25 protein-coding genes, 2 tRNA genes and 1 pseudogene are annotated in these 22,906 nt (G+C 59.6%); 15 read left to right on the forward strand and 13 right to left on the reverse strand.

Going from position 1 to position 22,906, the window contains the following annotated elements:
• Window positions 1-33: 33 nt before the first annotated feature.
• The 4 genes from NKJ23_RS25405 to NKJ23_RS25420 all read left to right on the forward strand — a co-directional run bounded on the left by NKJ23_RS25405 (window position 34) and on the right by NKJ23_RS25420 (window position 2,488).
• Window positions 34-234 (forward strand): CsbD family protein, encoded by a 201-nt coding sequence (locus NKJ23_RS25405; RefSeq protein WP_352683159.1) that lies wholly within the window; start codon window positions 34-36, stop codon window positions 232-234.
• A 524-nt stretch (window positions 235-758) separates the two neighbouring features.
• Complete coding sequence (locus NKJ23_RS25410) at window positions 759-1,286, forward strand: hypothetical protein (RefSeq protein ID WP_352683161.1); 528 nt, start codon at window positions 759-761, stop codon at window positions 1,284-1,286.
• 266 nt (window positions 1,287-1,552) lie between these two features.
• Window positions 1,553-1,810 carry a hypothetical protein gene (locus NKJ23_RS25415; protein WP_031211977.1) on the forward strand — a complete coding sequence of 86 codons (258 nt, stop codon included), beginning with the start codon at window positions 1,553-1,555 and terminating at the stop codon, window positions 1,808-1,810.
• Between the two features lie 84 nt (window positions 1,811-1,894).
• Window positions 1,895-2,488, forward strand: coding sequence for an SOS response-associated peptidase (locus NKJ23_RS25420; RefSeq protein ID WP_352683163.1), 594 nt, complete (start codon window positions 1,895-1,897; stop codon window positions 2,486-2,488).
• A 99-nt stretch (window positions 2,489-2,587) separates the two neighbouring features.
• Here NKJ23_RS25420 and NKJ23_RS25425 read toward each other — a convergent pair whose 3' ends face one another.
• The gene (locus tag NKJ23_RS25425; protein ID WP_352683166.1) at window positions 2,588-3,058 is read right to left on the reverse strand and encodes a group I truncated hemoglobin; all 471 of its coding nucleotides are present in this window, start codon (window positions 3,056-3,058) and stop codon (window positions 2,588-2,590) included.
• A 1,292-nt stretch (window positions 3,059-4,350) separates the two neighbouring features.
• Window positions 4,351-4,425: transfer RNA gene (locus NKJ23_RS25430), tRNA-Thr, on the reverse strand.
• A gap of 160 nt (window positions 4,426-4,585) precedes the next feature.
• Here NKJ23_RS25430 and NKJ23_RS25435 point away from each other — a divergent pair.
• From NKJ23_RS25435 to NKJ23_RS25480, 10 genes are all read left to right on the forward strand, one after another.
• Complete coding sequence (locus NKJ23_RS25435; protein ID WP_352683168.1) at window positions 4,586-4,816, forward strand: hypothetical protein; 231 nt, start codon at window positions 4,586-4,588, stop codon at window positions 4,814-4,816.
• Between the two features lie 157 nt (window positions 4,817-4,973).
• The gene (murA, locus tag NKJ23_RS25440) at window positions 4,974-6,266 is read left to right on the forward strand and encodes a UDP-N-acetylglucosamine 1-carboxyvinyltransferase (protein WP_352614714.1); all 1,293 of its coding nucleotides are present in this window, start codon (window positions 4,974-4,976) and stop codon (window positions 6,264-6,266) included.
• Window positions 6,267-6,567: 301 nt separating this feature from the next.
• Window positions 6,568-7,002 carry a DUF2948 family protein gene (locus NKJ23_RS25445; protein ID WP_352457708.1) on the forward strand — a complete coding sequence of 145 codons (435 nt, stop codon included), beginning with the start codon at window positions 6,568-6,570 and terminating at the stop codon, window positions 7,000-7,002.
• 4 nt (window positions 7,003-7,006) lie between these two features.
• Complete coding sequence (hisD, locus tag NKJ23_RS25450; RefSeq protein ID WP_352683170.1) at window positions 7,007-8,299, forward strand: histidinol dehydrogenase; 1,293 nt, start codon at window positions 7,007-7,009, stop codon at window positions 8,297-8,299.
• Window positions 8,300-8,301: 2 nt separating this feature from the next.
• On the forward strand, window positions 8,302-8,787 hold the full coding sequence (locus NKJ23_RS25455) for a UPF0262 family protein (RefSeq protein ID WP_292663977.1): 486 nt from the start codon (window positions 8,302-8,304) through the stop codon (window positions 8,785-8,787).
• A gap of 1 nt (window position 8,788) precedes the next feature.
• Window positions 8,789-9,256, forward strand: a complete 468-nt coding sequence (locus NKJ23_RS25460) for an arsenate-mycothiol transferase ArsC (protein WP_352683202.1) — start codon at window positions 8,789-8,791, stop codon at window positions 9,254-9,256.
• An 89-nt stretch (window positions 9,257-9,345) separates the two neighbouring features.
• The gene (gene infA, locus NKJ23_RS25465; protein ID WP_006200926.1) at window positions 9,346-9,564 is read left to right on the forward strand and encodes a translation initiation factor IF-1; all 219 of its coding nucleotides are present in this window, start codon (window positions 9,346-9,348) and stop codon (window positions 9,562-9,564) included.
• A 25-nt stretch (window positions 9,565-9,589) separates the two neighbouring features.
• Complete coding sequence (locus NKJ23_RS25470) at window positions 9,590-10,219, forward strand: Maf-like protein (protein WP_352457706.1); 630 nt, start codon at window positions 9,590-9,592, stop codon at window positions 10,217-10,219.
• Window positions 10,216-10,407: a DNA gyrase inhibitor YacG gene (gene yacG / locus NKJ23_RS25475; protein ID WP_023677402.1), complete on the forward strand. Its 192-nt coding sequence runs from the start codon at window positions 10,216-10,218 to the stop codon at window positions 10,405-10,407. Before NKJ23_RS25470 ends, yacG begins: the two co-directional genes overlap by 4 nt.
• A gap of 430 nt (window positions 10,408-10,837) precedes the next feature.
• Window positions 10,838-10,913 (forward strand) — tRNA-Phe (locus NKJ23_RS25480).
• Between the two features lie 603 nt (window positions 10,914-11,516).
• Here NKJ23_RS25480 and NKJ23_RS25485 read toward each other — a convergent pair.
• The 6 genes from NKJ23_RS25485 to NKJ23_RS25510 form a co-directional block, all read right to left on the reverse strand.
• Window positions 11,517-12,131 carry a class I SAM-dependent DNA methyltransferase gene (locus tag NKJ23_RS25485; RefSeq protein WP_352683172.1) on the reverse strand — a complete coding sequence of 205 codons (615 nt, stop codon included), beginning with the start codon at window positions 12,129-12,131 and terminating at the stop codon, window positions 11,517-11,519.
• Between the two features lie 217 nt (window positions 12,132-12,348).
• On the reverse strand, window positions 12,349-13,554 hold the full coding sequence (locus NKJ23_RS25490) for an AAA family ATPase (protein WP_352683174.1): 1,206 nt from the start codon (window positions 13,552-13,554) through the stop codon (window positions 12,349-12,351).
• Window positions 13,555-14,233: 679 nt separating this feature from the next.
• On the reverse strand, window positions 14,234-14,905 hold the full coding sequence (locus tag NKJ23_RS25495) for a hypothetical protein (protein ID WP_352683177.1): 672 nt from the start codon (window positions 14,903-14,905) through the stop codon (window positions 14,234-14,236).
• A gap of 714 nt (window positions 14,906-15,619) precedes the next feature.
• Window positions 15,620-16,174: a hypothetical protein gene (locus tag NKJ23_RS25500; protein WP_352683179.1), complete on the reverse strand. Its 555-nt coding sequence runs from the start codon at window positions 16,172-16,174 to the stop codon at window positions 15,620-15,622.
• 27 nt (window positions 16,175-16,201) lie between these two features.
• Window positions 16,202-16,996: a hypothetical protein gene (locus tag NKJ23_RS25505; RefSeq protein ID WP_352683181.1), complete on the reverse strand. Its 795-nt coding sequence runs from the start codon at window positions 16,994-16,996 to the stop codon at window positions 16,202-16,204.
• A gap of 8 nt (window positions 16,997-17,004) precedes the next feature.
• Window positions 17,005-17,733, reverse strand: coding sequence for a hypothetical protein (locus NKJ23_RS25510; protein ID WP_352683183.1), 729 nt, complete (start codon window positions 17,731-17,733; stop codon window positions 17,005-17,007).
• 192 nt (window positions 17,734-17,925) lie between these two features.
• Here NKJ23_RS25510 and NKJ23_RS34725 point away from each other — a divergent pair.
• A pseudogene (locus NKJ23_RS34725) lies at window positions 17,926-18,018 on the forward strand (SOS response-associated peptidase); the annotation flags it as partial.
• Between the two features lie 152 nt (window positions 18,019-18,170).
• On the opposite strand, the gene ggt reads toward NKJ23_RS34725, so the two are convergent.
• From ggt to NKJ23_RS25535, 5 genes are all read right to left on the reverse strand, one after another.
• Window positions 18,171-19,763 (reverse strand): gamma-glutamyltransferase, encoded by a 1,593-nt coding sequence (gene ggt, locus NKJ23_RS25515; RefSeq protein WP_352683185.1) that lies wholly within the window; start codon window positions 19,761-19,763, stop codon window positions 18,171-18,173.
• Between the two features lie 21 nt (window positions 19,764-19,784).
• A complete protein-coding gene (locus NKJ23_RS25520; RefSeq protein WP_023677396.1) occupies window positions 19,785-20,504 on the reverse strand; it encodes an ABC transporter permease in 720 nt (239 codons plus the stop codon).
• The gene (locus NKJ23_RS25525; protein ID WP_352683187.1) at window positions 20,501-21,214 is read right to left on the reverse strand and encodes an ABC transporter permease; all 714 of its coding nucleotides are present in this window, start codon (window positions 21,212-21,214) and stop codon (window positions 20,501-20,503) included. Before NKJ23_RS25525 ends, NKJ23_RS25520 begins: the two co-directional genes overlap by 4 nt.
• Before the next feature lie 85 nt (window positions 21,215-21,299).
• A complete protein-coding gene (locus NKJ23_RS25530) occupies window positions 21,300-22,145 on the reverse strand; it encodes a transporter substrate-binding domain-containing protein (protein ID WP_352683189.1) in 846 nt (281 codons plus the stop codon).
• Between the two features lie 85 nt (window positions 22,146-22,230).
• Complete coding sequence (locus tag NKJ23_RS25535; protein WP_352683191.1) at window positions 22,231-22,878, reverse strand: GntR family transcriptional regulator; 648 nt, start codon at window positions 22,876-22,878, stop codon at window positions 22,231-22,233.
• Between the last annotated feature and the right edge of the window lie 28 nt (window positions 22,879-22,906).

Consider the following 22,906-nt stretch of genomic DNA (forward strand, 5'->3'; position numbering starts at 1 on the left):
TTCAGTGCGGGCCCAGGAAGCAAGGAGGAACATATGAACTGGGATCAAATCAAGGGAAAATGGACGCAGTTCAAAGGCAAGGCGAAGGAGGAGTGGGGTGACCTCACCGACGACGATCTTGATCGTATCGAGGGCAATAGGGACCAGCTCTTGGGACGCATCCAGGAGCGATATGGCATCGCCAAGGAAGAGGCGGAGCGCCAGGTTGATAACTGGTCCAGAAGCATCAGCTGAGCCTTGGGCGCAACGCCGTCTGCTGCCCCACCACCGGGGTGAAACTCTGCGTCGCCCGCCGTGCCGACTGGTGCGGTGGGCTCTTTCGACAGCAAGGCCCGCGAGGAACCTTTAGCCGCATCTAATGTTCCACTTGCGTGGCGGGCTTCGCCCCGGCGTGCGCCCAGCCCGTAGGCGAAAGAGCGTAATCATGAACAACATTATCTGGCTAGTCGGCGCGATCGTGATCGTAATCGCCATTTTGAGCTTTTTGGGTCTGCGATAGGCCCTAGCCCTCTCCTCGACCTCTTCGATTCGGCAACGGCTCCCTCTCGGCGTGGCCTCACTGCCCGTTGCATTCAAGCAGGTCAGACTTAGGTCCCAAGCAAGATACTCCAGGATTGGACCGAAGCCCCGGCTGGGAACGTAGCCGGCTGGCTCACGTTGTGGTGAGCTTTGGCGCGACGAAGATGCGTCCGGGCGGAAGAGTTCAAGCCAGGGAGGAGAGGCCCGACGCTCCGAACGGGCGGCGGGTCTGGGCGTAAATGCAAACGATCAGCAGGCTGTTCAATTCCCATGCCCAGGCAGCACGTGCCGTGGCCAGGCTTCAGGCTGCCGGGATTCGTCGCCGGCAAATCAGCGTCGTCGGATCTTACAATGACAATGATGAACCGATCAGCGTTGCTGGATATTACGACGATGAGATGAGTGCTCTCTGGCGGGGTGCCGTCGCTGGTGCCGCACTTGGCGCGACGGCTGGTCTGTTGGCCGGCTTCAGCGCTTTTGGAGCTCAAGACGTTGATCCTGCGGGGATGACCGGCATGGCCCTGGTCGGTGTGGCTTGGGGCGGCTTTGCCGGCGTGCTTCTCGGAACTTTCGCCAATTTCGCCCAGAAGCCGCGCAAGCCGAAGATCGCAGAAGGTGTCGTACTGGTGATGGCCCGCGTCGATGAAAGGCAGGCCGGCGCCGCGCATACGGTGCTCCGGAGTTTCGCGGAGATGCCTTCCGGGCCGATGAAGAGGAGCGCTTTGCCAAATTCAAGCCGGCTCCGCGTCCGATCTGGTGCCCGATGAAGTTTGTTTCGCGAAACGGGAATTCAAACCGGAGGCGCCCGACGAAAGCTTGGCAAACCAACACTTTGGAAGCATGCGGGCTACTTGCCGTCGTGTTGTCCTTTGTTCTTACCGTTCTATTGGTTGGTCTCATCCTTGGCTGAACCCATGCGCCTTGCCACCGGCGACACTATGCCCGGCAATTGGCGAAGGTTGTGGCCAGTTCGAAGGATTAAACCATTCGTGCTAAGCGTTAATAGCTTGTAGCCATAGGAGAGGACGCCAACGTGGACAAACGGGCTGAAGGAGACGCGGAGAAATTGGCTCGAGGCGAGTTCGAGCTCAGAGCCGAACGATATGGTGTGAACGCCTTTCTTCTCGTTGTCGAACTCGTAAATCTGCTGGAAAAGCGTGGAACGATCAGCAGCGACGACGTCGCGAAAATAGCCGAAGCCGCCGCACTTGCCGTTGCCGCATCCAGCGAACCCGACGTGAACAGCATCAATCTGTTGCAGGCCATCGCTGCCGCACGCCGGCCCAAATAGGCTTATATCAAATCCGCCAGCAATCGGCGCCAACCGATAAACGCTATGTTGAACTGATCTCGGTCGAGCGTACGGAGCCTTTCCATGTGCAATGACTACCAGCAGCACATCGCCTGGGCCGAATACTGCCGGATGATGGAATCGCTGGCGCTCAAAATCCCCAGCCATCAAACCGAATTGGATCTGCCGCAGGCGGATGACATCCACATCAACGACCCCGCGCCTGTAATGCGCGCCGCCGGCGACGCAATCGAACTGGCGTCGATGACGTTCGGCTTTCCCCCGGCCGGGCCAAAAGGCGGACCTGTATTCAACTTTCGCTCGGAGGGCCGGCAGTTCAGCAACAGCAAGCGCTGTCTCGTTCCGGCGTCGGCATTCTTCGAATTCACGGGAACGAAATATCCAAAGACCAAGCACAGGTTCACGCTGAATGGCCATTCGTTCATGGCGATTGCCGGGCTGTGGCGCGAGGGTGTCGGCAACAAGCCGCCGACGTTCACGATGCTGACGACCGATCCGGGGCCGGATGTCGCGCCATATCACAATCGGCAAGTGGTTGTGCTGCGGCCATCGGACTGGGCGGCATGGATCCATCTGACGAAGTCCGAGGCTGAACTCATGCTGCCACTGCCGGAAGGGTCGCTCAGCGCGGAAACAGTTCGCGCAGGTTCCGAGTAGGATCCATCGGAAGACTGCGCGCGCTGAGCTACGGCCGCGCCGCATCGTCACGGCGATGCGCGCCATGCTCAGAACGAATGCCCGCGCGATATAAGCGCTTCAGCCCGGCTTGACGTAGCCGGCGGTGACCTCGTCTTTGTGGGCGGCGAAAGCTTCCAGGACTTCAGTTTTCTCAGGCTTCGGAATTTTGAAATGATCCAAGGTCCGCCCGAGTTCGGCTGCGACCTCATCGAATTCCGCGGGGGAAATCCGCAGGTCGCGATGCGCCTCCTCGAGACCGAGCGGCGTCGTACCGGGCTTGGTGGCGACGAACTTGAAGGGCCCGCCAGAAACGTCGCAGACCCACAGCGTGCGCATGAACTTGAGGCCGGGCAACCTTTCCAGGTTCTTGGTGTGCCATTTGCGCAGCTGCGGATTCTTGGATTTCTTGCCAACGATCGGGTTCTTCACGACGGCGTCGCTGAAGTGATCGATCACCGCTGCGATGGCAAACACGCCGCCCAGCCGCTCATACAGACTTTTCTCAGCTGTGGTCTTCTTGGCCTGGGCGAGCGCGTTGTCGGCAGGCAATACCGCCGTCGATGCCGCGGTCAGCGCCAGCGCGGCGACAACACTTCGTCTTGTCAAAGAGGTCGAAACAGCCGTTTTCATTCCTGGTTCCCTTCGCGGTTAGGCCAGAGCGAGCCGCAGCCTGTCTGGCGGGCTTCATGAAATGACATTCGGACACTTTGCCGTATTTTAGCACCGCCTAACGAACTAACGAGCCGTTCGCCCGAATTATTCCGATTGGGCGCATTGTCATGGTCAACATGCGTCAAAAGGGGCGAAGGTCGCGCGGATGAGGAAGGCTTAGCAGGCGTCGCTGCACGCGGCAGAGGTCGCGAAGCCACTTCGGCCGCATCTGTGCCCCTGACCTTGGGCATTTTCCTTCTGTGTCGTGTTGTCGGCGGCAATCAGCCCCGGTAGGGGGCGTACAATCGCTTCCCGCGGCTTTGCCGGCTGCTTGCGGCCAATAGCTTGTGCTTTTCGAAGATCGCGAGCTTCTGCGGATAGGTCATCCGCACCTTGGCGTTGCACCCGTCGCATCTGAAGTGCGCGATTGTTCTTAGTGCGGAGCCCTTTCTTACCGCCGGGTGTGAGCAATCCGGACATTCGAATGTGAGCGCGACATCAGATAAGTCTTCGGCCAAACCCATTTCTATCCCCTTCGCAAGCTCGGTGGCTACACTCTGGCGATCATCAATGGGCAATTCAGATGCCAATCCGATTGTGCCAATGCGGGACTAGAACAATTCGCCTCGGAACGCCGCCTAGCTAGTGCGCCTTCTCTGCGCCTTTTGAGCGACGAAGAGACCTAACTTCCTCCAGCAGTTCGCGCTCATTGGTAGTCACGTTTCGGAAGATTGCGACAATCATCACCGCCAAGGCTTCGGCATCCAGGCTTAGAGGGTCAATGTGCTCATCTGCGCAAACCTGATCAAACACGCGTTCACAAATAGCCAAATCGTGAGGACTGAGGCGAGTGCGATTGAAACGCCGGCGCGACATTTGCGAGCCTTCGAGGCCGCTGCCCGTGCAAAAGAAGCGGGTCTTCGCAAGAAACGCGAGTCATTGAGCGATTGTTCCCGGCTGCAAGCTTTGTTAAGCAGCCTGCAGCAGGGCAGACTGGAACGCTTTCCCCGCGCATCATGGCTCGTGCGAGCGCCGGGAGGTGAGCGTGCAAGACCACTGTTTCGACGAGCTTGTGCGCGTGGCACTCGGCAGATCGCGGGGCGCCATATTTTTCGGCAACCTCGCCAACCGCGCACAATCATCATCGAGCAGGTCAGGGAGCCTTGGAAGATGCGCCAGCGAAAACAATCTGGTGCTGCGAGAGAGGATTGAACTCTCGACCTCTCCCTTACCAAGGGAGTGCTCTACCACTGAGCTACCGCAGCCGCCGATGGCGGGGCTTCTGCCATATCGAACCGGCAAGCGCAAGGCCAAGACAAAGACGGGTTGAAAGGCCGCACCGGGCGATCGTTGCGGACATGGCCGTGCCACAATGTTGGCTATCCCTTGATGCGCACCGGCGGGTCGCCGGCCGGGGACAGAACGATGAACGGCAAGACAGTTTCTCCGAACAAGGATGGATCACCGAAGAAGGATGATTCAGCGAAAAAGGCCGGAACGGGCCGCAAGGACCGGCTGGCCGAGCAGTTGCGCGCCAACCTGCAGAAGCGCAAGGCGCAATCGCGCTCACGAAGGACCGGCGACGCCGACAAGCGGCGCGCTGGCGAGGCCGACGAGCGGCCGGAGGGGCTGCAGGCGGCGATGAAAAAAGATTAACGCGAATCGGCTATGTTGGTCGCCGGTACTTTGGCCAAGTCGGCGTGGGCCAAAGTGGGGAGTAGCCTGTTTCTTGAACCAAGCCGGCCAATGGTCTAGATGGCCGCAACAGACTCAACCGATTTAAACCGGCCTTGGCGCCGAGGGGACGCTCTTCATGGATCGCATCAGAATTGTCGGCGGCAACAAGCTTGCCGGAAGCATTCCGATCTCGGGCGCGAAAAACGCCGCGCTGCCGCTGATGATCGCCGCGCTTTTGACCGATGACACGCTGACGCTGGAAAACGTGCCGCATCTGGCCGATGTCGAGCAGCTGATCCGCATCCTCGGCAATCACGGCGTCGACTATTCGGTCAATGGCCGCCGCGAAAAGCAGCAGGAAGGCTATTCGCGCACCATCACTTTCTCCGCCCGCAACATCGTCGACACGACGGCGCCATACGAGCTGGTGTCGAAGATGCGGGCCTCGTTCTGGGTGATCGGCCCGCTGCTGGCCCGCATGGGCGAAGCCAAGGTGTCGCTGCCCGGCGGCTGCGCCATCGGCACGCGCCCTGTCGACCTGTTCCTGGAAGGCCTGCAGGCGCTGGGCGCCGATATCGATGTCGACACCGGCTATGTCATCGCCAAGACCAGGAACGGCCGGCTTGTCGGCAACCGCTACATGTTCCCGAAAGTTTCGGTCGGCGCCACCCATGTGCTGATGATGGCGGCCTCGCTGGCCAAGGGCGAGACGGTGCTCGAAAACGCCGCGCGCGAGCCGGAGATCGTCAACCTCGCCGAATGCCTCAACGCCATGGGCGCGAAGATCTCCGGCGCCGGCACGGCGACCATCACCATCGACGGCGTCGAGGCGCTGTCGGGCGCCCGCGTCAGGGTGATCCCCGACCGCATCGAGACCGGCACCTATGCGATGGCGGTGGCGATGACCGGCGGCGACGTCGTGCTGGAAGGCGCCCGGCCCGACCTGTTGCAGACGGCGCTCGACATCATTTCGCAGACCGGCGCCGAGATCACGCAGACTAATTCCGGCATCCGCGTCAGGCGCAACGGCGCCGGCATTTCGCCGGTCGACGTGACGACGGCGCCCTTCCCGGCTTTCCCGACCGATCTGCAGGCGCAGTTCATGGGCCTGATGACGATGGCCAAGGGCAAGTCGCGCATCACCGAGACGATCTTCGAAAACCGCTTCATGCACGTCCAGGAACTCGCCCGGCTAGGCGCCCACATCACGCTGTCCGGCCAGACGGCGATCGTCGACGGCGTAGCGAAGCTGAAGGGCGCGCCAGTCATGGCGACCGATCTTCGGGCCTCGGTGTCGCTGGTCATTGCCGGCCTTGCTGCCGAAGGCGAAACCACGGTCAACCGCGTCTACCATCTCGACCGCGGCTTCGAGCGGCTGGAGGAAAAGCTGTCCGGCTGCGGCGCGGAAATCGAGCGCATTTCGGGGTAACGATAGCAGGCTCAGGTCGGCGCTGCCCTCACCTGCCTGCCGGCATCTTCTCGCCGTATAGGGGCGGGAAGTAGGACCGCCTCGCGAAGGATTTCGCCAATCTCCGGCGTTGCGGAGAGGGTGCCGAGGTTGCGGCCAGCCCCTACACCCGTCCGCTATACGGCGAGAAGGTCCCGGCAGGGGGATGAGGGGCGGCGCCGACCGGAGTGATTGCCTGGCCAAGACCTCCGGCGCGGTTGCACGAGCCGGAAAGACCGCCTAACAGAAGGTCGAATAATCAACTCGCAGGTGCGAATTCCGCATGAATGGCCTCAAGCTTGTCGCGCTCGACGATCAGGATCTGAGCATCATCTCGGCGCATGTCCAGGATGCCGTCATGAAGGTCAGCGATCTCGAATACCTGCCTTCTGTAAAGCGCTTCGTGCTGACCATGAACCGCTTCGTGTGGGAGGCGAAATCCGGCTTCTTGCGCCAGCACAATGAGCGGCGGCAGGCCGTGCTGCATTTCGACCGGGTGCTCGGCGCCAAGACCAGCGGCATTGCCCGCGACAAGCCCGACGAAGTGCTGTCGCTGCTGGCGATCAGCTTTCTCGCGCTCGACAAACCGGCCGGCATCGTCGAGCTGATCTTTTCGGGCGGGGGCGCGATCATGCTCGATGTCGAATGCATCGAGGCACGGCTTGCCGATGTCGGCGGCGCCTGGGAAGCGACGTCGCGCCCGGTCCACAGGGTTTGAGCCGATGGCCATCACGCTTCGCCAGTCCGACGCCGATTTCGAGCAGCGCTTTGCCGCGTTCCTGCTGACCAAGCGGGAAGTCTCGGCCGATGTCGATACCGTGGTGCGCGAGATCATCGCCAAGGTGCGTGCCGAGGGCGACGCGGCGCTGGTCGGGTACACGCAGAAATTCGGCGGCGGTGACCTGGCCAGGCTCGGCATCGCCGTCTCCAGGGACGACATTGCCAAGGCTTACGAGGCCGCCGATCCGCAGACGGTCGAGGCGCTGAAATTCGCGCGCGAGCGCATCCGCTCCCACCACCAGCGGCAGATGCCGCAGGACGACCGCTACACCGATGCCGCCGGCGTCGAGCTCGGCTCGCGCTGGACGGCAATCGAGGCCGTCGGGCTCTACGTGCCGGGCGGCACGGCGAGCTATCCGAGCTCGGTGCTGATGAACGCGATACCGGCCAACGTCGCCGGCGTCGAGCGCATCGCCATGGTGGTGCCGGCCTCCGGCGGCGAGGTGCCGCCGCTGGTGCTGGTGGCAGCCGACCTTGCCGGTGTCTCCGAAATCTATCGCGTTGGTGGCGCCCAGGCGATCGCGGCCCTTGCCTATGGTACCGAAACGATAAAGCCCGTCGCCAAGATCGTCGGCCCCGGCAATGCCTATGTCGCGGCGGCCAAGCGCCAGGTGTTCGGCACGGTGGGCATCGACATGATCGCCGGGCCGTCGGAAGTGCTGGTTGTCGCCGACGGCAGCAACGATCCGGACTGGATCGCCGCCGACCTGCTCGCCCAGGCCGAACACGACGTGTCGGCGCAGTCGATCCTGATCACCGACGACCGTGCGTTTGGCGCAGCGGTCGAACAGGCGATCGAACGCCAGTTGCAGAACCTGCCGCGCGGAGAAACGGCGGCGGCGAGCTGGCGCGATTTCGGCGCCATAGTCCTGGTGCCGACGATCGAGGCAGCACTGCCGCTGGTCGACCGCATCGCGGCCGAACATGTCGAGCTTGCAATCGACGACCCAGAGGCCTTCCTGGCGCGAATGCGCAATGCCGGTGCGGTGTTTCTCGGCCGCCACACGCCGGAAGCCATCGGCGACTATGTCGCCGGCTCCAACCACGTGCTGCCGACGGCGCGCTCGGCGCGTTTTTCGTCCGGGCTTTCGGTGCTCGATTTCGTCAAGCGCACCTCGGTCCTGAAGCTCGGGCCGGAGCAGTTGCGGGCGCTGGCGCCGGCGGCGATCACGCTCGCCAAGGCGGAAGGCCTCGATGCGCATGGACGCTCCGTCGCCATCCGGCTGAACATGTAGAAATGTCCGACTACGACCAAACCCGCGCCAGGCTGATCGATGTCGAGCTCGACGAGACGATCGGCCGCTCGACGCCCGATGTCGAGCATGAGCGGGCGGTGGCGATCTTCGACCTGATAGAGGAGAACCGCTTCCAGCCGGTCAATGACGACGGCGCCGGGCCGTACCGGCTGAAACTGTCGCTGGCCGAATCCCGGCTGGTGTTTGCGGTGGCGCGCGAGGACGGCGCAGCCGTGGTCACCCACATCCTGTCGCTGACGCCGCTTCGGCGCATCGTCAAGGATTACTACATGATCTGCGAAAGCTATTACGATGCCATCCGCACCGCGACACCCAGCCACATCGAGGCGATCGACATGGGCCGGCGCGGCCTGCACAATGAAGGCTCGCAGACGCTGATGGACCGGCTTGCCGGCAAGATCGAGATTGACTTCGACACGGCGCGCCGGCTGTTCACGCTGGTTTGCGTGCTGCACTGGCGAGGCTGAACTGGCCGCCCCGCTGCCCCGCCCGATCCTGCCCCGCTCGATCCTGTTTGTCTGCGGCATGAACGCCGTGCGCTCGCCGATGGCCGAATTGCTGGCGCGCAAGGTGCTTCCGCCCACAACCTTCGTCGCCTCGGCCGGGGTGCGCGGCGGCGAACGCGATCCGTTCGTCGATGCCGTGCTGGCCGAAGAAGGGCTGTCGCTGGGCGAACGGCACCCGAGAACGATGGACGACCTCGAGGACGACTATTTCGACCTGATCGTGACGCTCGCACCGGAAGCCCACCACACCGCGCTCGAGCTCACCCGCTCGCTGGCCGTCCAGGTCGAGTATTGGCCGATGCCCGACCCGACCGGCGTCAGCGGCACGCGCGAGCAGATCATGGCCGCCTACCGCGACGTGCGCGAGCGGCTGAAGGCGCGGATCGGCCGCCGTTTTCTCGGCACCGGGGCTGAAAACGCCGCGGATTAAGCATGTTCACAAGCGGGCGTTTATCATATAGGTTCCGCGCAACTTTCCGGCCGGGGCGCTGGAAGTACCCATCCAAGCAAAGGTATCGAATGCCGAAGGAAGAAGTCCTCGAGTTTCCGGGTGTCGTGACGGAACTGCTGCCCAACGCGATGTTCAGGGTCAAGCTCGAAAACGAACATGAAATCATCGCCCATACGGCCGGCCGCATGCGCAAGAACCGCATCCGCGTTTTGACCGGCGACAAGGTCCTGGTCGAGATGACGCCCTACGACCTGACCAAGGGCCGCATCACCTACCGCTTCAAGTAAGTTCAAGAACCCGGCCGGGATCGCGATGGGCATTTTGCAGAAGCTCGTGCTTGCCTCGGGTTCGCCGCGCCGGATCGAGCTGCTGCAGCAGGCCGGCATCGAGCCGGACCGGGTGCTGCCGGCCGATGTCGACGAGACGCCGCTGCGCGCCGAGCACCCGCGCTCGCTGGCCAAGCGCCTGGCAACACAAAAGGCCGAGAAGGCGCTGGCTTCGCTGAAGACCGAAGCCGACTACCTGCCGAGCTTCGTGCTGGCCGCCGACACGGTGGTTGCCGTCGGGCGGCGCATCCTGCCCAAGGCCGAGACGCTCGACGACGCCGCCAACTGCCTCGGGCTTTTGTCCGGCCGTTCGCACCGGGTCTATTCCGGCATCTGCCTGATCACGCCGGGCGGCAAGCAGCGCTTGCGGCTGGTCGAGACCAGGGTGCGTTTCAAGCGGCTGCCGCGCGAGGAAATCGAGGCCTACATCGCGTCCGGAGAATGGCGCGGCAAGGCCGGCGGCTATGGCGTCCAGGGGCTTGCCGGCGCCTTCGTCGTCAAGCTTGTCGGCTCCTACACCAACGTCGTCGGCCTGCCACTCTACGAGACGGTAGCGCTTTTGAGCGGCGAAGGGTTTAAGGTGCACGCCAACTGGCTGTCGGGTGCGCGGATATGAGCCCAGACGACAAGGTCACGCCGTTGCGGCCCAAGCGGCCCTGCCCCGAATGCGGCAAGCCATCGGCACGCGAAACCTACCCGTTCTGCTCGACGCGCTGCAAGGATATCGACCTCAACCGCTGGCTGAAGGGGGTCTACGTCATCCCGGGCCGCGACGACGAGGACGAGAACGATGACCAGAAATAGCGCCGTCCACCTGCGGTTTTCCACAGGCTTGGGACGGTTTCGCAGCCGCGATCGTGACCGATGATCGGCCTTGCGGACTGCTGTCGTTTCCCGCCTGAAATCAATGTCCAGAACTTGTTCCATCCGGGCACTGTTGGACGGAACAGCTTCTGGGGTTTTGTTTGAGCATGATCTTTTTCCGAAAACCGGATTCCACTTTTCGGGATCATGCTTTTGTTTGAGCATGATCTTTTCCGAAAACCGGATTCCACTTTTCGGGATCATGCTTTTTGTTTGAGCATCATCTTTTCCGAAAACCGGATTCCACTTTTCGGGATCATGCTCTAAGCGCTGGACAGGCCGAATTCCCGTGCTATAACCCACGCGCTTTCAAGGGGTGCCGACGGCGCTTTCATGAACCCGGTGTGCAGATTGCCGCCCACCGGAGCAGGCCCAGATAGCTCAGTTGGTAGAGCAGCGGACTGAAAATCCGCGTGTCGGTGGTTCGAATCCGCCTCTGGGCACCACTACTTCCTCATATAAAATCATCATCAATCGCTTGCTTGCGGTGTCGCCAACTTGGCGACTTACGGCATTTCATGTCGCGCCGTGCTGCGAACTGTTACCGCTGATTTTCAAAGGTTTCCTGCGACTGTCGGCAACTCCACGCGACATGAACGCGACATGAGCACGCGTAAAGCGCGCCGTAGCCGCTTTCAGACGTTCTCTCATGCGTCTTTATGGTTCGAGATGCGTGGGCACTGGTTGCGAGAGGCTTACAGGCCGGCAGGTGCGGCATCGGGCCAAACCGGAGTTCACACGCAGGCATTACGAGGAATTCGCGTCCCGCAATCGGCAGGGAGATACTTGAACCTCAAGACGTCTGGAAATTACGGCGCGAACCGGCGTTACGTTGCCGGAATCCCCCAATCTAAAGGGCAAGTGCATCGTTGGTCACCGGCGAGCGCCGTCGCCAAACGCACTGATGCGCGGAGGCGAGCAGCGCTTTGTCTGATTGAGCCAAGCGAAGCGCAGCCAAAAACGACACTCGATACTTTCCTGCCAATAGCTTCAACAAAGACCAGCCTCATGGCAAATGCTCGGTTTCAAATTTCATGTGCCCGCCGGCTTTACCGCTTTCTGGCAACCACCAGGAAATTCTGCGCAAGCTCCGCCGGAATCCTGGCACGTGCGCAGAACCTTTCAAACGGCACGATCAATATTTCGCAGAGTCTTGGCAGCAATTTCCCGGGTCGCGGCAAAAAACCGTACCCAACTATCCGCTCGACAATAAAGCCATTTGCAATGAGCGTCTGCTCGTATCCTTTAATGCTCAAAGTGTGGCGGACTGTCCCTCCTGCATAACGGTTCAGAATGCGGCAGACCAGCCCTATTGGCGAGGTCGCATTCATGTGGATATTCGAGATTAGCAATCCACCTTCGTTCAAATGCGCGCTGATGGCCGACAGTGCATCCTTCCTGAGCTCATCTTCAGCATTGAGGAAGAATCTGAATGCCGTGACCACGTCGAACCTTTCGGCAAGCGGAGAGAACGTAATATCAGCGCGGACCAATTTCACGTTCTTCGGAACCCGTGCGCTAGCCAGCATAGATTGGGAGATGTCAACGCCGACGACTTCACCAAAAAATTGAGCTGCGATATTTGCTATGCGGCCTGTGCCGCATGCGAAGTCCAGGCATTTCCGGTTCGGACCGCCGACAGGCAGGAGAATACGTTCGACCAAAGGCTTTTCGATACCCGACCACAGAGCTGCATAGTAGCCGGACCGGAACGTGTCGGAGTAATGGGCACCGTACCCATCCGTCTGGTGGCTTGCTCGGTAATCCCGACGAGCGGGTGCACGGTTCTCATGGACGTTGCCTAACGGTCGCCGCTGCGCCCGTAGAAATCTGCGAATGCCAACGAACGATCTCACCGTGAGCACCATGCAACTCGCGCCTCTAGTCTGGCCCGACGCATGCCGTCGCGGGCAATCCGTGCCCCACGATGCGCGCGACGACCTGTTCGAAATTGCGTGGGTCGAGGCCGTCGACACGCATCAGCGGCCATTTGTCTTGCAGGCATTGGCCGATCTCCCTCGCGATATCCGCTTGCTTCAGGCCCCTGACCACTCCGACTTCGAGAAGGCGCTCGAGGTACGGCTGCCGCGCATACCGCTCAATGAGGCGGTGGCGCAGCGTTTCCCCGGGCGCGTCGACTTGAATGAGGAGATCCGGTCGCGGCAGGAACGTCATGCAATCACGAACCATGTCGATACTTGGATTTCGTGCCAACAGGACGAGCGCACACAACGCCTGAACGATGCCCTCTTCGAAAATGAAGTACCCTTCTGAGGCCTGCGCCGTATTCCAGGCTTCGAAGAGCAAAACGACATCGATCTTCAGACGCAACGCCCATATTCGACTTTTTGGAGGGATCGATGCCAAAAGCCGCGCAGCGGCCCCCTCGCTCGGCGGGGTCGAGAACAAGACCGGACTCGCGGTGGCGAGCTTGTGCACCAGACGCTGGATGCCATGGCGTGTCTCCGGGCCTTCATCCTCGACCGAATCGACTTCGCTGCCGAAAGACACAAAATCAATCCGGCGATAGCCATTGACTGTCTTCACACGGATGTCGCGTTTCGCCAGCTCACGGCAAAGGGCGCGGAGAAGGGTCGTCTTGCCTGCACCAGGCGGACCGAACAACTCGATAATCATGTAGGGACCTCCCGAACAGGAAACAGAAAGATCGGATGAAGCGAGCTCGCCCGCTCCGGCGGTGTGGCGAGCGTAAACACTCTGGCATCCGCCTGGCCGAGTTGACCCCGCTCGCTGGCATCCTGCTGACGCCGCAAAAGCTTTGGAGGAGATGCGATGCGGCGGAAACTGCCTTTCCATGGCGTGCAGTCCCGCCTGTTGAGCCGCGACAGCGTTGCCGGTTGACTTGAGAACTTGCAATTGCTTCTCGATCGCCTGCGCTTGCGGCTGGTTGACACGCCTGTCGCTGTCGAACTGGCTCGTCGCCCGTGCCATCTCCTGATCGATCGAGCGCCCCACGGTTGCCCGTCGGTCGACGTCGGTCGTCGTGGCTTCCAGGCGTGCGAGCCTCGACGACGCCGACCCCGCCGCCTGCGCCAACACCTCCGTCGTCGCGCCGCTTGCGCCCATAGGAACATGGACCTCAGAAAGTCTCTAAATTGCCTGTGGATCGGAGCTTACTAGGAGTGCCGAACCATACCATCATCCATCTGAATGACTGTCGGCACCACGGCACGCGTGTTTGGGCGCTGAACAGGGCAACGAGTTCAGGCCGAGCGGGCCTGACGCGACACAAACGCGACATTCGGCCTAAAATCTGAACAATATCAATCACCGAGAGCGGACTGAAAATCCGCGTGTCGGTGGTTCGAACCGCCTCTGGGCACCATTTTTCCCTGTACGGCCCGGAGATAGGTAACAGTTTGTCCCTAACGGGCAAGGACGGCAGTCCTCCTGTGGCGGAAGAAACAGCGGAGCCCTATGATAGCCGTGGAGGGAGCGGCCGTCCGGTCTTTGGTGGGCTCGACCCCGTTACCTAACGTGGCCGTCACCGCTTCAAAACAATTGACATGGGGGCCGGCATCCCTCCGCGCATTCTAGATGCAATCCAGGGTCAGGCCGCTGGGACGGTTGCCGACACTTACGGCGAGGTCACGCTGAAGACCATGGGGGCGCAGATTGCGAAATCGCATTTCTATCCGTTATGAACCGCTTCGGCCGCCCTCTCCCCAGATACTTACGCAAATCAACGAAAAGCTTCGATAATTAGTTTCTCTGAAAGCGTATCATCGCGATTTCATTGTCTCCGTCAGTTGAAAAACGCTCCACCGTAAAGGGGGGGGATTGATGCGATTTTAAAATTACATTTGTATCTAGTGTCGCATCCATTCGAACCGCGTCCAGGTATTTCAAAATATAACCTGCTAGACATCTTATCGACACCTGTAATTCTTGCCAACAATTCGCCGTTTGAAGAGCAGATTTCCAAGTTCGGCCCGATTGTTGCAGTCTCTTTCACGGTAAGGGCAGCGACAGAAATGCACTTAGAAAAATCAAACACGCCGGGCTGCTGCGTAACCACCCCTTCGCCGCTCTTCGGCAAAGAAGCCATCCGCTCAGTTACGGCGGCATCGACCAGACTTTCCAGTTCGCCCTCGTCGATACCGCCGCCCGCACCGTCTTTGCCGGGCGGTCCCATTGGTCCGGCATCACCCTGCGGTCCTACATCACCCTTCGGGCCGCGCAGACCTATAGGGCCTTGGTCGCCAGGATCGCCCTTATCTCCCTTGATACCTTTAGCACTAGAGTTAGCGGCACTCACGGTATCGAGCTTAGTGCGAAGGTCGGTAATCTCGCGCTGTGCGGCGTCCAACTGGTTTTGTAGGCCAGTAGCGTACCAAATCCCACCAGCAAGCAACCCGGCGAGGGACACGACTCCCACAACAGTATCGAGTAGGTGACGACCACCATTTTCGGCCATTTCGCTCCCCCAGTCTATCAGTTTGCAGCCAAGCAAATTGAAAGGAAAGTGGCAAGGTTGCTAATGGACAGAAAGTGCAAACAGACCAGGACAGGTCCAATGTTCAAGCATTTTTCGTGCGGCCCGGACACACGGCAGCTGACCGCCTACCTTGCTTCTAGCGGAAATGGCGACTGCGCCGATCTGTTCGTGGCGCTTGACCTACCCGCTAATCTGACAAGTGAAAAAAGCGGCCCTCGGTCGTGATGGAGTTTGCCATCCAGCCCTCACCCTGTGCCCATGATAGATTTGATTTGATCAATGACACCCACAACCTTGCGAGAACCTTAGAAGGTTGGCAACGCATGCGGTCCCATACAAACCATGAGACCACGTGAAGCTGGTCGGTGTTTTCTCGCAAAAGCGCTGAATCCGACTGCTCAAGTGACGGCCGAAACGCCGTCAATTACGTTGAAGCTAGTGGCCTGCGCAGTACCCAGCGCGGTCGCAGAAACACACAAGCCAAATTGACCGACAAGCTCCTTCCGATCTTCACCTTAACGCTTGCGGTGACACCACGTTTGAAGGCTGGAGCAGACATGCGGGAGACTGTCTCGATTGCATCGCTGACGATGCCATCGTCCTTATCGCTTCCCTTGCAATACCCGTCACCCCCCCTTTAACGGCCCCTTTAACGGGGTATTCGTGTTACTCAAACCGACGAGCTCACTGTTGTTATTCTCGACGTATGACAGGCCATTTGTCTTCAAAATGGACCTCCCCGCCTGGGCTAGCATAGTTTTTGTCGAGCACTAGATTTTCGTCAACAAATATCTTGACATTTCCAGCAATATATAAGACCAGCGGAGCCCCGCCTATTCTTGGAAGGACAAAGCTCACAGCGACAAAATTAACTGTAAGAAAATTCAGGCGCACTTTTAGAGGATTAACCGCCAGAAAAGTAAATACAGGCAGTTCTGTGTTGATCGGCGGCTGTGACCCAATGTTTTTATTACGAATCTTTCGTGACTGGTTCTCGCTTTGTTCTGTGCCATAGTGAGAGTAAAAATCAATACTTGCCACAATGCGGTTTGGATCCCAACTCGGCGGCGTAGTCAGCGGCCATCCGCCGATGTCATAATGGTAAAGTAAACTAAGTACTACGCGGCACGACATGCCTTCGAAGATGGGCTGCTCTTCGACTACCAAGCCCGGCAAGGCGTTCACAACATCGTCGCCTATCGAGCCGATTACCTGGGCAGAACCTTCGCTTTGCTGGACAAGCTTCATGTGAAGTAATCCTATTGGCGAGGTTGCCTAACCGCGCCCCTCACAAGTCGGACGAACACTTCCGGACTCATCTCCGTCGCTCAAGAATCTATTCATGGCGGCCTCGGCTTCCGCATTAGTTTGATATATTCCTAATCGAACATTCCCCCACGCAAAGCCTGGGGTTATTACTCTACAGAGGCCATTATTCGCATTTCGATATATTGCAAACCTCCAATCCTCCTGAGGCGGCGGCGGAGGGGTCGGAGACTCACAACCTGCCTCGGATCCTGCCCTAAGCGCCATCAACAAATCAGAAACAGCCGCCGACGATGCAGGGCTTCCTTCAACCGTCCCGTCCACGACTATTTCATTGCCAGCCGCATCGGCGAACGTGGTCACCATCCTGAAGGGCGCGATGACAAAGTTGCCAAACCGCAATGGGGGCGTGATTGGGAGCTCGGGCGGCAGATCCGCAAAACGAACGACGATTGCCGAATCAACCGACCCCACGGAGATGAACTCACCGTCTGTGGCTCTAATTTTCATTTCTGGGGGGAATTCAACGGTGATTTCGCCCAACTGGTCGTCAAGAAAAGTGACGACTTGTCGTTCAGGGGATGAATTGACAAAAACATCGCCGTCGCGCCTGAAAAAACCATCGCCTCGTCGCACAAGTAGTTCCTGGCCATTGTACGGACGAATAACATTTAGAGGGAGAAGCTTAAACATTCGACCAATTGATAATTTGCCATTCGCCAGAGCGTCCTTAATTTCTTTAAAGAAAGCCGAGTTTCTAGCGGCATATGGCGTCAAATCGTAAACGATCGTTGTTTTAGTCATTGGAACGGCTACACAACATGGATATATTTCACCTCGAAGTAATTAGCAATATAATCGACATGAGCAAGCAAGTTGTGAACATCTGCGCCACCACTTGCCGTGCACGCCGACGTTGGAGGCCCAATGATACCATTCGCATGATTAGAAGAGTTAACCCGCCTGACAGAAATATCGTATGCCCGTTTACTCGGTGTGTAAACGCCAGAGACGTTAAAATGGCGGCGACGATTGCGATTGTAGCTTCGATCCGCGGTAGTAGAGGAGAAGACACCGCGAGCGGACCAAACCGAGCTGGACAACACGCAGCATTCGCGCAGCCAGCTTTTGCTGCCGAATACATCAACAGTGTGCCGATGGCCAACAGCGACAAGTAACTGTCTCCCTGAGGCCCTAGAATGTATGCGCAGGGAATCGCGGTAGCTAGCACGATTGTTTGCGCCCAGAACCAGTGCGTGGGTCGGCTGAGAAAACGTAATAGACGCTGCCGATCGAGGGGCAATTGTCGCGCTGTAAACATTTTGCTTATGAAGTAAGCCGCAAGCGTCTGCAGTAATATCAATTCCGGATACAACCAATTTCCCGAGAATAGACACGATATAGACGTTACGTAAATGAATGCTGTTACGCCGCCAGTCAGGCGCGGAGATTTCTTCGACCACGTAAATGCCTGCGCTATGGTTGTAAGTGTCGCCATTCCGGTGTTGCTTTTTTGATTCGAGTGCTGTTAGCAGAAGCATTTGGAGCGTACAGATGTGGTATCGCTAGAATACTTAGATCCATTCTTTCCGTGATCTTGGCTGGAAGCAAATAAGCTTCATGCGGAAGTTCTACGTGCGCGGGCCAGGACAGCGCCTTGACGTGTCGATCCCCAGAGTTCCTCGCTGTGTCGTGCCTAGCGCGATGGCGGGGAATGTTGCACACTCTAAGTCATGTGCAACCTTTACAACATCACCACGTCGCAAGAGGCCATTCGCCAGTGGACCCGTGCGTTGCGCGACATTCTGGGCAACCTTGAGCCGTCTATCGGCGTGAGCTTGCCAATTTGCGCTGGGAATGCCGACGCCATTAGAGCGCGTCAGGCGCGATGCCAACGCAGGCACAACCAACATCCGCAATCCCCAGTACGACCACTGGCAGCAATGTTGGCGTCGAGCATCGCTGCGTCGTACCCGCTCTACAGACCGAGGGCGCAGCCGTCCTTGCGCGGTTCAGAACCGCCCAGCAGGGTCCCGTTTGCCCAATCGATGCGAATGGCCTGCGCACCGCCGATCGGGTCCGTGGCGGGAATGATTTCGAAACCGCGTCGGCTAAGTTCAGCTACGGTTTCGCCAGCGAGCCCGTGTTCGGCCTGGACGTTCATGGTGCCGCTGACGGGGGCGACCCGCGGCAGATCAATCGCCTCCTGCAGATCCATCCCGAAGTCGAGCACCTTCGTCAGCAGGTGCGCGTGGCCCATTGCCTGGTAGTAGCCACCCATAACGCCGAAAGGCATTTCTGCCCGGCCGTCTCTCGCAAGCATCCCGGGTATGATGGTATGCAAAGGTCGCTTGTTCGGCGCCACTGCATTGGGGTGCTTGGGGTCAAGCGAAAAGCTTTGCCCGCGATTGTGCAAGACGACACCGGAGCGTGGCGAGACCAGGCCCGAGCCAAAGCTGTCGAAGACCGAGTTGATGAAACTGACCGCATTGCGATCCTTGTCGACAACGGAAATATAGGCCGTGTCGCTGTGCAGCGGCATATCGAACGCCGGCAGGTCCGCGCGGGCGCGCTTTAGGTCAATCATGCCGGCCAGACGATCGGCCCAGGCATTCGACAACATGTCGGCCACCGGGACCTCGGACGCATCAGGATCGGCGACGAGCAGGTCACGCGCGGCGTAAGCGAGGCGTGTTGCTTCGATTTCCAGGTGAAGCCGGTCCGCGGATTGCGGGTCGCCGTGCGCTTCGAAGCGCGAGAGGATGTTTAGAATGAGCAGCGCGATCACACCCTGGCCATTCGGCGGACATTCGAACACATCGCAGCCTCGGAACGCCGTGCTGATCGGGGTCACGTATTCGCCTGTTGCCGAGGCGAAATCTTCGAGTGCGTGCAATCCGCCGAGCCCACGAAGATAGGCGACCATGTCGTCGGCCACAGGGCCAGTGTAGAAGGCCTCTCGTCCCTTCTTGGCGATCAGCCGCAGCGTTGCAGCCAACTCAGGCTGGCGATGCACTTCGCCAACGCCTGGCGCGCGGCCGTTTGGCAGGAAAATCCGTTTCGCGGCTACATCGGAGGCCAGAAGTTCTTCTTCCAACGCCCAGTCACGATGGACCCGCGGTGAAATGGCGTAGCCTTCCTCGGCGAAACGTATAGCGGGGGCCAGGATTTGATCGAAGGGCATATGTCCATGATCAGCGTGCAATCTGGTCCAGGCATCGATGGCTCCCGGGATGGTGACGGAGCCAGGAGAATTGCGGGCCACCTCCGCCATGCCACGTTCGAGGAACCAGTCAATCGTGAGGGCGGCGGGTGTCCTGCCCGATCCGTTGTAGGCGATGACCTCGCCGGATCCGTTTCGCGACAGAAGAGCGAAGCAGTCGCCTCCAATGCCGGTCGAGGCTGGCTCGACGACACATTGCACCGCGCAGGCTGCGATGGCGGCATCCATGGCGTTGCCGCCGGCCGCCATGATCTCCACCGCCGTCAGGGTCGCCGACGGATGAGAGGTGGCGGCCATGGCCTCGCGTGAAACGACGACCGAGCGCGTTGGTTTCTCAAAATTTCGCATGCTATGCCCTTCTGATCGTGCTCAAGAGGCGGCGTCGCTCATCGTCGAGGGGCGGTGCCGCAGATGCCGCGACATCCAGTATTCGAGTGCCGCCAAGGCACGGATGATCGCGAAGTTCAAAGTGAGATAAATGGCGCCCGCGCAGATGAAGACTTCAAAGGCGCGGTAGGTCTGGGCGATCAATCCCTGGGCAATTCCAGTCACCTCCATCAAGGTCACGATGGAAGCCAGAGACGTGCCCTTGATCATTAGGATGATTTCATTGCCGTAACTCGGCAGCGCCTGGCGAAAGGCCAGCGGCAGGATAACGTGCCGATAGGTCAAATAGGTGGACAGGCCGACAGACCGGGCCGCCTCGACAAGGCCGCGTGGCACCGATTGAATCGCGCCGCGGAGGATTTCGCTGCCATAGGCGGTGGTGTTGAGTGTCAGCGCGATGATTGCGCACCAGTAGGGTTCGCGGAAAACGGCCCATAATCCAATTGCCGACAGTTGGTGCCGGAACTGACCAAGGCCATAATAGGTCAGAAAAATCTGCACCAGCAGAGGCGTGCCCCTGAACACGGCAACGAAGCCACGGATCGGCAAGACGACGAAGGGCGATTCCGATTGCTGGGCAAGCGCCAATGTGACGGCAAGAACGAAGCCGGCAACGATGGAAGTCAGGGCCAGTTCCATCGTGAGCGGCAGGCCGGCGAGTAGCTTCGGCAGGATTTCGAGGAAAAAACTGAAATCTATCATGCCGACCGGACGCGCCACGGCGCCTTCCGTTCCAGACGGTAAAAGGCGTGGCCCGTGACGGAAGCGATAGCCAGATAGAGCAAGGCTGCAGCAATGTAGAAGATGAACGGTTCACGGGTCGAACCTGCAGCGATCTGCGCCTGGCGCATCAGTTCAACGAGGCCGATTACCGATATCAGCGACGAGTCCTTCAGAACCAACTGCCACACATTGCCGAGACCTGGCAGCGCGTATCTCAGGAGCTGGGGAAAAATAACCTGTCGCAGCCGCTGCAGCCGGTCGAGACCAAGCGCGCAAGCGGCATCGTGCTGTCCCTGGTCGATGGCGAGGTAAGCCCCTCGATAGACCTCGGCTTGATAGGCGCCCGAGATAATCGCGATAGCCAAGGTTCCAGTGGCAAAGGCCGGAACGCCGACGAATCCGGACCCGCCCAGGCTATGACCAAGCGAGGTCAGGGCGACGCTACCTCCATAGTAAAGCAGATAAATGGTCAGAAGGTCGGGCACGCCCCTGAAAACCGTGCAATAGCCAAGGGCCAAGAACCTCAATACCTTGGAGTCGCGGAGACGCCCGGCCGCTGCCAGCCCGCCAAACACAGCGCCAAGCGCAAAGCCCAGCACAGACAGGAGCACTGTGACCGAGGCCGCCATGAGAAGAGCAGCCCCCCAACCTCCGTGCTGGAAACCAAGCAGCCGGAATGCGTCAACCATTGATACCCCCGGCATTGATACCCCCGGCAGGACGAACGGCTCAGCTCCGGAACGTGGTCAGGAATGGCCGTTCGCCGGCAAGCGCTTACTTGACTGGAGTGACGTCGCTCTTGAGCCATTTAAGCGACAGGGTTTTGATCGTGCCGTCGGCGGTCGCGGCGTCGATGGCGCCGTTGAGCATGTCTTTCAGCTTGGTGTCCTCTTTGCGGATGCCGGCCCCGGAGCCAAGGCCGAAGAGACCCCCGACAAATCCTGGTCCTGCAAGCGTATAGTCGCTGAACTCCGGCTTGCTCAGCGTGGCGGCCAGCGCCGTCTGCTGTGCGAAGAGCACGTCGATGCGACCCGCGGCGAGATCGAGATCGTGTTGCTCGGTGGTCTTGTATTCGCGAATCTCGGCGACGTCCGAGAAGTATTTTTTCACAAATTCCAGGTTCGCCGTTGCAGCCTGAACTCCAATGATCTTTCCCTTCAGCAATGGCTTGAGCTTGTCGATTGCCGCCTGCGCAGAGGCTTCATTGTCCAGCTTCAACCGCTCGTTGGAGATGCCGAGCTTGCCCAGTTCGCTATCCTTGGCGACCGCGAAACCTGAGGGATCCACGGCATACGGCTGGGTAAAGTCAATGATCTTCAGACGTTTTTCAGTGATGAACATGCTCGCCATGATCACGTCGAACTTGCCGACGGTCAGCGCGGGGATCATGCCGTCCCAGTCCTGTGCGACGATCTTGCACTCGATCTTCATTCGCCCGCACAGATCATTGGCGAGATCGACTTCGAAGCCGTCCAGCTTGCCGTCGGCTGTTGTGAAATTCCAGGGCGCGTAGGCTCCTTCGGTGGCAATGGTAATTGCCTTTGGTGTTTCTTGTGCAACGGCGGCCTGGACTAGGCCGAACAGGACCGACGCAATGGCTGCGATGCGGCTAATTTTCATATCATTCTCCTCTTTTTGCCGGTATGGCAGTTCCCTTTCGTCGTGCCGGATTATCTTCCGGCTTCAACGAGTTAGACGGTATTCCCTAGCGGCGGCCGGGACTTGCGAAGTTGGCCAGAAGCGGCGCTGTCTCGACGATATGATCCCGCATGACGATCTCAGCCTTGCCGGCATCACCTGACCGCAGCACGTCGATCAGGATCTCGTGCTCGGCACGCGCGCTGGCGGGTTTGTCGACATAGTCGAACCAGATGCGCAGGTAGGGCTCGATCACGACGTGCAGGCTGGCAATCTGCCGGACCAGTTTGGGTCGGTTGCTCAGTTGGCAAATCTGCAAATGGAAGGCCTGATGGCGCACGACCCAGTCGCTGCTGCCGGTCTGGCTGGCGCGCTCCATGCGGTCCAGCTGGCGTTCCAGTTCTTCAAGCACTTCGGCATCGATGTGCGGCATGGCAAGCCTCACCGCCAGCCCTTCGAGCACCGAGCGTATTTCAAAGGTTTCGTAGATCTCATCGAGGGTAAGCCCGGCGACGATGCAGCCACGGTTCGGGCGAATGACCACAAGACCTTCCGCGGCCAGTTGGCGGAATGCCTCGCGAACCGGCATGCGGCTCATGCCGATTTCCGTCGCGATCTCTTCCGGGATCAGCCGGTCCCCGGCCCGATAACGCCCCATCCTCAGGGCCCGCTGAATGTGGCGATAAGCTTCCTCCTCGGCGGTCGTGATGCCCAACGGCTCGATTGCGTCAGCTGCCATGTCC

The sequence above is a fragment of the Mesorhizobium sp. M0184 genome, from assembly GCF_040322215.1.
Taxonomy (GTDB): Bacteria; Pseudomonadota; Alphaproteobacteria; order Rhizobiales; family Rhizobiaceae; genus Mesorhizobium.

Excerpts from the sequence above, each read along its gene's own strand:
- NKJ23_RS25405 (WP_352683159.1), top strand. The coding sequence starts at position 34 with ATGAACTGGGATCAAATCAAGGGAAAATGGACGCAGTTCAAAGGCAAG.
- NKJ23_RS25410 (WP_352683161.1), top strand. The coding sequence starts at position 759 with ATGCAAACGATCAGCAGGCTGTTCAATTCCCATGCCCAGGCAGCACGT.
- NKJ23_RS25420 (WP_352683163.1), top strand. The coding sequence starts at position 1,895 with ATGTGCAATGACTACCAGCAGCACATCGCCTGGGCCGAATACTGCCGG.
- NKJ23_RS25435 (WP_352683168.1), top strand. The coding sequence starts at position 4,586 with ATGAACGGCAAGACAGTTTCTCCGAACAAGGATGGATCACCGAAGAAG.
- murA (WP_352614714.1), top strand. The coding sequence starts at position 4,974 with ATGGATCGCATCAGAATTGTCGGCGGCAACAAGCTTGCCGGAAGCATT.
- NKJ23_RS25445 (WP_352457708.1), top strand. The coding sequence starts at position 6,568 with ATGAATGGCCTCAAGCTTGTCGCGCTCGACGATCAGGATCTGAGCATC.
- hisD (WP_352683170.1), top strand. The coding sequence starts at position 7,007 with ATGGCCATCACGCTTCGCCAGTCCGACGCCGATTTCGAGCAGCGCTTT.
- NKJ23_RS25455 (WP_292663977.1), top strand. The coding sequence starts at position 8,302 with ATGTCCGACTACGACCAAACCCGCGCCAGGCTGATCGATGTCGAGCTC.
- infA (WP_006200926.1), top strand. The coding sequence starts at position 9,346 with ATGCCGAAGGAAGAAGTCCTCGAGTTTCCGGGTGTCGTGACGGAACTG.
- NKJ23_RS25470 (WP_352457706.1), top strand. The coding sequence starts at position 9,590 with ATGGGCATTTTGCAGAAGCTCGTGCTTGCCTCGGGTTCGCCGCGCCGG.
- yacG (WP_023677402.1), top strand. The coding sequence starts at position 10,216 with ATGAGCCCAGACGACAAGGTCACGCCGTTGCGGCCCAAGCGGCCCTGC.
- NKJ23_RS25490 (WP_352683174.1), bottom strand. The coding sequence starts at position 13,554 with ATGGGCGCAAGCGGCGCGACGACGGAGGTGTTGGCGCAGGCGGCGGGG.
- NKJ23_RS25495 (WP_352683177.1), bottom strand. The coding sequence starts at position 14,905 with ATGGCCGAAAATGGTGGTCGTCACCTACTCGATACTGTTGTGGGAGTC.
- NKJ23_RS25500 (WP_352683179.1), bottom strand. The coding sequence starts at position 16,174 with ATGAAGCTTGTCCAGCAAAGCGAAGGTTCTGCCCAGGTAATCGGCTCG.
- NKJ23_RS25505 (WP_352683181.1), bottom strand. The coding sequence starts at position 16,996 with ATGACTAAAACAACGATCGTTTACGATTTGACGCCATATGCCGCTAGA.
- NKJ23_RS25510 (WP_352683183.1), bottom strand. The coding sequence starts at position 17,733 with ATGCTTCTGCTAACAGCACTCGAATCAAAAAAGCAACACCGGAATGGC.
- ggt (WP_352683185.1), bottom strand. The coding sequence starts at position 19,763 with ATGCGAAATTTTGAGAAACCAACGCGCTCGGTCGTCGTTTCACGCGAG.
- NKJ23_RS25520 (WP_023677396.1), bottom strand. The coding sequence starts at position 20,504 with ATGATAGATTTCAGTTTTTTCCTCGAAATCCTGCCGAAGCTACTCGCC.
- NKJ23_RS25525 (WP_352683187.1), bottom strand. The coding sequence starts at position 21,214 with ATGGTTGACGCATTCCGGCTGCTTGGTTTCCAGCACGGAGGTTGGGGG.
- NKJ23_RS25530 (WP_352683189.1), bottom strand. The coding sequence starts at position 22,145 with ATGAAAATTAGCCGCATCGCAGCCATTGCGTCGGTCCTGTTCGGCCTA.